The organism is Paeniglutamicibacter sp. NPDC012692 (assembly GCF_042901625.1).
Classification (GTDB): Bacteria; Actinomycetota; Actinomycetes; order Actinomycetales; family Micrococcaceae; genus Paeniglutamicibacter.
The window spans coordinates 1-7,854 of sequence record NZ_JBIBDE010000016.1; the positions used below are offsets into that span (position 1 = coordinate 1).

7 protein-coding genes are annotated in these 7,854 nt (G+C 58.8%); 3 read left to right on the forward strand and 4 right to left on the reverse strand.

The features are described 5' to 3' along the window. Positions 1-247: 247 nt before the first annotated feature. Together ACFY5D_RS21990 and ACFY5D_RS21995 are read right to left on the reverse strand one after the other, a co-directional pair. Positions 248-562: a hypothetical protein gene (locus ACFY5D_RS21990; protein ID WP_387534725.1), complete on the reverse strand. Its 315-nt coding sequence runs from the start codon at positions 560-562 to the stop codon at positions 248-250. A 557-nt stretch (positions 563-1,119) separates the two neighbouring features. Continuing rightward, positions 1,120-1,761, reverse strand: coding sequence for a TetR/AcrR family transcriptional regulator (locus tag ACFY5D_RS21995; protein ID WP_387534727.1), 642 nt, complete (start codon positions 1,759-1,761; stop codon positions 1,120-1,122). Positions 1,762-1,885: 124 nt separating this feature from the next. Between ACFY5D_RS21995 and ACFY5D_RS22000 the strand changes: the two genes are divergently transcribed. The 3 genes from ACFY5D_RS22000 to ACFY5D_RS22010 all read left to right on the forward strand — a co-directional run bounded on the left by ACFY5D_RS22000 (position 1,886) and on the right by ACFY5D_RS22010 (position 5,906). Continuing rightward, on the forward strand, positions 1,886-3,199 hold the full coding sequence (locus tag ACFY5D_RS22000) for an MFS transporter (protein WP_387534729.1): 1,314 nt from the start codon (positions 1,886-1,888) through the stop codon (positions 3,197-3,199). Continuing rightward, entirely contained in the window at positions 3,196-3,936 is a 741-nt protein-coding gene (locus ACFY5D_RS22005) for a tyrosine-protein phosphatase (protein WP_387534731.1), read from the forward strand. The genes ACFY5D_RS22000 and ACFY5D_RS22005 overlap by 4 nt, the downstream gene beginning before the upstream one ends. A gap of 194 nt (positions 3,937-4,130) precedes the next feature. Further along, on the forward strand, positions 4,131-5,906 hold the full coding sequence (locus ACFY5D_RS22010) for a glycoside hydrolase family 3 N-terminal domain-containing protein (protein ID WP_387534733.1): 1,776 nt from the start codon (positions 4,131-4,133) through the stop codon (positions 5,904-5,906). 398 nt (positions 5,907-6,304) lie between these two features. On the opposite strand, the gene ACFY5D_RS22015 is transcribed toward ACFY5D_RS22010, so the two are convergent. Continuing rightward, positions 6,305-6,862 carry an AAA family ATPase gene (locus ACFY5D_RS22015; protein ID WP_387534735.1) on the reverse strand — a complete coding sequence of 186 codons (558 nt, stop codon included), beginning with the start codon at positions 6,860-6,862 and terminating at the stop codon, positions 6,305-6,307. 770 nt (positions 6,863-7,632) lie between these two features. After that, positions 7,633-7,854 (reverse strand): hypothetical protein (locus ACFY5D_RS22020; RefSeq protein WP_387534737.1); only part of this gene is annotated, 222 nt, incomplete at its 5' end.

Sequence of the window (7,854 nt, forward strand, 5' to 3'; positions counted from 1 at the left end):
CCGAACTCAACGACAGACCACGCAAACGGCTAGAGTTCAGGAAGCCGATCGAACTGATCGGAAGCCTCCTGTTGCAGTGACCGCCAGAATCCGCCCAACCTCCAATGGGACGGCCATTGACGGTTCGCAAGACAGGGGGCCCACCCTGCCCCGAATTGCATTGTGCAGGGAGACCGTTGGCTCCATGCCTTCATGCCGTGGACTCGTTGGCGGACGATGAATCAGCATCCCCGACAGCGTGGGCCACCTATTTTCCTACGGAGTCAAGCAGCATGGAAAGGGCCGCCTGCTGCACCGGCAGCAAGGCCGCCTTGAATCCGTGGCCGACAAAGGACGGGCCGGCAATTGCACCGGCAGAGACTTCCCGCCCGCGCACGAAAGGCGGGCAGGGCGCTAAGCGCACACCCTTGGGTGCCCAGCCGAGGACCTCGGTGGTCACCCGGTAGGGGGCAAGTGCCTCCGTGTGCTGGCCCGGGCCGTCGGTAATGATGACGTCTGCGCGGCTGGCGGCGTCCCGAAGGTCGCCGTTCCACACCGCGCCGGGGCTCGCCAGCCCGGGCAAGGAAACACACTATCCTCGCGGGTCCGGGCCGAGACCTGGACCGTTCCATCCAGCCGGCGGACCCGTTCCACCAGCACGTCGTTCAAATACGGGACACCACCCGCAGCGATTCCTCACACAGTCGCAACGATCCCACCGAATCGGCAGTCCCTCACCATTCACGAAATTTGTGCCAGAACCATTTAGCGTTAAAAACCACAGTGACAGGCCTTCGAGCTGGATGCAGAGTTCGGTGAAGCCAGTCCTCGATTGGGTGACGGATTCCGGGATTCGGCACCCGACGAGGGCGAATTTGTAGAGGCACTGCGCTTCAGCGGTGTTCTCCCGGGTAGCCTGGCTCACCGCTTCCAGGGTCGGTCTGGTTGTTTGCCGAGGGACGGGTTCTCCTTCCGGGCATGCCTCCGGTATTCTTCCCTGGTCGCATTCCCATACAGGGGCGCACTCCTAGCCCGCGTAAGTGGTCGCTGTTGAGTCTTCCTAGACCTTGTGAAACCTATGGGCGATGACCATGCGGCGCCCTCGACGAGCAGAGGCGGCCATCTCATTACCCAAGAACTTCAGCCGATGGCGTTCCCGGAACCACCGGGCTCCCTGCCCGAGATCTGTCGGTAAAAAACGCTAGTGGCTTCTTCGAGGGCATCTGCATAGTCGATAAGCTCTGGAAGCAAGGCCCATTGCGCACGAATTCCGTCGTTGAGAGCTAGCATCTGGAGAACAATTGATCGCGGTTCAAGCCCGGGTAACAACTCGCCGGTGGCTATCCCTCTCTCAATATACGGAACAAGAAAATCCACTGCTTCGACGAGGCGCTTGGCGAGGTGGTCCGTCGCAGGGTGGTTGTCGAGGACACTTGCCCCGCTGAGCATGGCACGAAAACGCACATAGTCCGGCTCTTTCGTCGCGGAGCGAACCCCCGAGTTGAACGCCACGATCATGTCGGCGACGGTTTTCAATTCCCGCTCACCAATCGGGGTAAACAACTCTTCCCTGCGCTGGATTACGGCCATGAACAAATCAAGCTTGGTCGGGAAGTGGTGAATTAGCCCCGCATCAGTCATCCCCGCGTCCCGAGCGACGTCAACTATGCGGGTGGCGTCATACCCCTGGTGAGCGAACCGCCGCACAGCCGCCTCGAGGATACGTTCGCGCCGTTCGAGTCCACGGCGGACCCGCCCGTCTGAGGATGCGTGATGATTCATGATCACGATTCTTCCATGGAGCCAAGGATCAAAAAAGTTAACCTAGTAGTCACTAGGTTAACTCATTCGCGTCGTTTACCGCTGATGGAATCGAGATCGACGAGTTCACTGAAAGGAACCCCCAATGTCATTCAGGCCCTTAGCTGAATCAAAACAACGAGCTTCGCCCCGGAACATCTACCTGCTGGCACTCATCGAGTTCGCAACATACGGGGCTCTGGTGGCGCCGTCTGCTGTCGCATTGTCGCTCAAAGTGCTGGAGCTGGTGCCGGTAGGACAAAAAGAAGTATCCATTGCACTGGTAACTGCACTCGGTGGAGCAACAGCTCTTATTACAAATCCTCTGTTCGGAGGCATGTCCGACAGGACAAGGAGCCGCTTCGGGAGACGACGTCCCTGGATCGCAACAGGCATTCTGGTGGGTTCAGTGGGAGCGGGAATGATGCTGGCAGCGCCGAGCGTGCTCGTTCTGGCTTTGGGCTGGATGGTTGCTCAGGCGGGTTACAACGCGACCTTTGCTGCGCTAAATGCCATGCTTGCTGAGCAAGTCGCAGATGAGGACCGAGGAAAAGCTTCAGGCATTTTTGGTGCTGCGTCCGGCCTGGGAATGCTGTCCGCGTATGGGCTAGCTGCAGTTTTCGCAACCAGCCTCCCCATGCTGTTCCTGGCAATGCCGCTGGTGTCCGTGGCGATCGTCACAGCCGTATGTATTGTCATCAAGGACCCGTTGCCAGTGGGAGATATCCCCCGAGTTACCCTCCGAAGCATCCTGACGTCGTTTGTCTTCAGCCCCAAGGAAGCTCCGACGTTTGCTTTTGTGGCACTCCAACGCTTTGTCATGCAGACCGGCTACACACTGGTTAGCGCGTTTGGGCTCTACTTCCTCATGTTGAGAATGAATATGTCCGCAGCCGCGGCGACGCAGCTCTCTCTTCTGGTCGGGATCCTAACCCTGGTTGTCATGAGTGTAGTTTCCTGGGGCACGGGCTTCTTGGCGTCACGGCGCGGCCGGTACGGGTCCTACCTAGTCACGGCAATTCTCTTTATGGCAGCGAGCCTGCTCATCAGCGCATTTAGCAACAACCTCGTTCTCTACCTCTTCGGGGTACTACTGTCGGGGATCGCCATGGGAATCTACTTCTCCGTCGATCTGGCCTTAGTCATGCGAACTCTCCCTGCGGGTAAAGAAGGCAAATTCCTAGGAATTTTCAACATGGCCAAAACCCTCCCACAGACCATCGCCCCCGCCATCGCACCTCTCCTGCTCCTGGTCGGCTCGGGAGACCCCATTGCTGGAGGCGACAAGAACTACATGGCCCTCTACCTCTTCGCCGCAACCGCAGTGCTTCTGTCATTTTTGACCATTGTGGGATTCCGCTCCGTCCTCAACCGCCCGACGGCTCCTGCCGACGATGCCCTGAAAGAACTGATTTCATGACAACCACAGCTGCAATCGCACTCGATGGACTTTTAAACTTCCGTGACCTTGGCGGATTGCCTACAAAGAGGGGAACCATACGGCCCGGAGTCATATATCGTTCCGAATCGCTCTCCGACCTCACTGACCAAGGTTGGCATGACCTGGCACGAAGCGGGATTTCCACCGTCATCGACCTCCGGAGTGCAGCGGAGTCTGCGCGAGCCCCAGGTCTGGATGCAGGCTCGGTCTCGCCGCGACTCCTAGCCATTCCAATGCTCGACGGTGCAATCCCGACATCCTTTGCCGACATGCGGCCGCTCTCAGAATTGTATGATTCGCTCGTCCGTGGCCACGGCGGGGACTTCGCCCGAATCGCAGGAACAATCGCCGATGCTGACGACCCGGTGCTGATCCACTGCACTGCCGGCAAGGACCGCACGGGCCTAGCGGTCGCTATCGTACTATTCGCCGTCGGAGCATCTTGGGACGCTGTGCGCGCAGACTACTCCACCTCCGGTAAGAATCTATCCGGCGAATGGGCGGACCGGACACTCCTAAAGATCACCCAGATGGGACTGGATATTCCGGATAACCACAAAATTCGGGCGATGCTTCACGGAACCACAGAGACAGGATTCGACGCTTCCTTCGAATGGATCAATTCGGAGTTCGGTTCCGTCACCGAATACTTGACGCACCACGGTCTCACAGATGGACAACTCACACGTCTGCAACAGCGGCTAGTGGTCCACTGAGCGCAACATCCGCCCGCCTTGGCCCTGCTCTACTCCAGACGCAGGCTGGCACCCGGATGTCAGGTTTCCGCCTGCACTTGCCGAACGCATCGCCTGTATCAACCGGCACAACGGTCAACGAAACATATGCTCTCGGGTTCCTCAGGAAGCAACCGAGACTCAAGCAATCACTAGAACTGTTCAAGGAGAAGTACTTGGTCCACCTCACTGAAACCAGCCGCACCCGCATCAGCACCCTCTTGAAGGAGATGACGCTGCCGGAGAAGGCCGGCGCACTATTGGCCGCCCGCGTCACCATGAATCCTGACGGGACACTATGGGAGGGCACAGAAGACCAGTCCCCTTTTGGCTTCGTGCCAACTTCCGAGATGATCCTCGACCGCCACATCGGCCATCTTGGACTCATGAACATGCCAAATGTCGAAGCTCTGGCACGTTGGAGTGAACATATTCGCTTCCTAACAGCCCAAACTCGCCTAAAAATCCCGGTCACCATCGGCTCTGATCCCACCCACGGCCGCACCCGCAATGCGCAAATCGGTCAGTCAGGTGCGGGTTTCAGTACAATTACCGAACCAATCGGTTTGGCGGCCATCTGGGATCCCCAGCTGGTCGAAGATGTCGCGAGGATGATGGCGAGCGAACTGCGGGGCGCTGGTGTCCACATCGCCGTCCATCCGATGGCCGACCTTGCCACCGAGCCACGCTGGGCACGCGTCGCGGGAACATTCGGCGAGGACCCGCACCATGCTGCAGAAACAACCCGCGCTTTCGTTCGCGGACTACAGAGCGGTGGCGCCCACGAACTCGTGCTCGCGACAGCCAAACACTTCCCTGGCGGGGGCCCCCAACGTGACGGTAACGACGCTCATTTCGAACGCGGAGCACATACCGTTTATCCAGGTGGCCGGTTTGAGGATCATCTCATACCGTTCGCTGCAGCGATCGAGGAAGGCGTCGCCATGATGATGCCCGGCTATGCCGCTCCCCGTGGCACTGAGCACGAAGAGGTCGGTTTCGCTTTCCAACGATCAATCATCACAGACCTACTTCGTGAACGGATGGGCTTCGATGGAGTCATAGTCACCGACTTTAACATCGTCACTGGAATGCATCTTCCCCGGCTTGGGGTCGAACTGCCGGTGAGGGCCTGGGGTCATTTGAACCTCGAACCAGTCGAACGGGTTGGCCGTTTGTTCGACGCCGGCGTCGATCAACTCGGGGGAGAATCCGACCCAGAACTGATTCTAGAAGCTGTGCGACGCGGCTTCGTCACCGAAGAGCGCCTCAATGAATCGGTGCGTCGCGTCCTCACGGACAAAGCCCGGCTAGGATTACTGGACGATCCTGGCGCCGGGACCGTCGTGGCTGACAAAATCCATGATCGGGTACGAACAGAATCGAACCTCGCCCTGGCTCAACGTGCCCAGCGAGCCTCCATTGTCGCGATCCACGGCTCGCCCATCTCCCTCACCCCAAGCACCAAGGTGTATAGCGAGGGCCTTGATCTAGGCGTGCTCGGCGAATACGCCACACCAGTTGCCACACCCGAAAAGGCTGACATCGCAATTCTGCGTCTCGCAGCGCCTTACCTCAAAAAGCCAGCGGGAACGTTGGACGCGGCCTTCCACGAAGGAACACTCGAATTCGCCTCCGATGAAATCAAGCGCATCAGAGAAATCGCACAGCAGGTGCCGACCATCGTCGACATATTTCTCGAACGAGCAGCCGTCCTCACGCCTCTTCTGGAAGCAGGAATCGCTGCAATCACCGGCACATTCGGGGTAGATGACAAGCTCCTCCTCGACGCCCTGACCGGTCACGCACAAACCTCTGGCCGTCTCCCTTTTGACCTCCCCCGGTCCAATGCCGCCGTGATGAAGTCACGCGAAGACGTCCCCTTCGACACCGAAGATCCGCTCTACCGATTCGGTCACGGATTGACCTGGGGAAACACGACGGAACAGTGATGCTGGGCTACCGTGCACCGGGCAGCTTTCAACACCCGGCACGCGGTCTCACCCGCATAGTCACCAGAACCCATCGCTAAACCGGCGAGGATATGGCCACCGAATGGTGTCGAGGCCGGGAGGGAGTGCTTTTGCCTCCAGGTGCCAGTGAAGCACTCCCTGCTCGGCAGTTTCGGCAGTTTCGGCACGATTCGGGAACAGTGTCTGGTGCCTTGGAGGCCTAGCTTCAGATCTGCTCTCCTAGAGGACTAGCAATACAGCGCCCCGAGGCAGAACTGAGTCCCAAACGCGCCGAGATGACTTACCCAGACTTGGGTAGCTACTGAAAGTTGCGGGATCCTGCGCTTCTGTTCTCCCCCCCCCCCCCGGCAGCCGCTGCCGACCAAAAGCGCACACCGCTACGCCAGGTTGGGGTCACCGCTCGGCTGAATCGTTGTGTCTGGGCGTCGACGGCTCGCGAGATATTCCAGCACGGTCGCGACAATATCTGCGAGCGGCCGCATCGAGTCCACGCGCACGCGGTCTCCGTCCCAATCATCGAATCCGCTCCGGCGCTCAACGACAGACTGCCATGTCGGCTCAGGGAATCCCTTTATGTCGCGCTGCCTTCCAGCCAACCGCCGCTGGTGCTCCTTTTCGTTGCTGCAGAACACTTCCACGAACGCAAGCGGTAGCTCAAGCCGCGACGCCAGCGACCTCCAATGTTCACGCGCAAGATCGACGTCGTTGACCGCATCGACGATGACGTCATTACCGATCAGTAACTGTTCCCGAGCCAGGAACTCAACCACTACGTAGGCCGCCAGCCCGGTGGGCTGCTCGCGACCAACACCCGCATGCCACATCGCCGCCTCAACCGGGTCAACCGAGAGCAATGCACAGCCCAGCGCCTGCGCGAGCTCAACGGATACGGTACTTTTCCCCGAGCCAGGAAGCCCGGCCATCGCTATCAACATGATTTCCAGCTTCTCATGCCTCTAGATGACCCTTCTATGGTTCAAACCCTCTTGACTTGAACCATAGAAGGGTCATCTAGCGGGAGTTTCCCTACGAATCTTCCTAAGATCCCTGACCCGACTTCTGAGCGTCAGTTTCGACGTCTGGTAAGAAGTGGGGATGCATCGAGCACTGGGAGCATCCCACACGCCTATTCAGGCCTCCTAGGCTGGACAGCAGAAAAGAACAATGACGGAGCGGCCTCCAAGGGCGACACCTCGCAACGTCTCCACGAAAGGTAGACACAGCATGGGATTGCAGATACTGTTTCGAACGACTGGTCCCCAATGTATCTGGTCATTTGTTCTCAGAATCCCCCAAGGTCTGAGAGCACGAGAACCCCGCCGGCGCAACGCGTCCGGCGGGGTTCTTTCACGTTTGGGAACGGTCCTTCGTGATCCATGACTCCACTGCTGGAAAACCAGGGCCCTTGCGGCTAGGAGTCGGTGCTGTGCGCGTGTGCAAAATATCTCGGCCGTGGTATCAGTAGGCAAATTGCGCTAACACTTTATGGGAGACTGCTTGTGCTTTCATGCCCCCAAGGCACGAAACCCTTGCAAAACCACGCGGCCGGGCACACTCGCACAATCCACGACCCTAACTCAGGCGCATTCGAGGTTCAAGACTTGTTAAACGTGAGGTGAGACTCCACATCGGGCGCCGGGCCACTGTGCAAGCCATGATTATCACGAGCCAGCTGCTCAGGGACCCTGTGGATAATTCCCTGGTTTCACGGGGCTTGGATCTCCCTGTTGATCACTAACCAGCGACATTTGTTCATGTCGATCCAACCGCGCGGCCGGACGTGGGCCACCCATGACTGAGCCGCCATTAGCGTGGCCGGACACCCCTCCACACCCCCTAGGTCGAAGCCGCCACCCTCGTCGGCAAGAACCTCCGGGTATTCGTAGCAGACACCTGTCCACGGCAACAACGGGCATAACATGGTCGT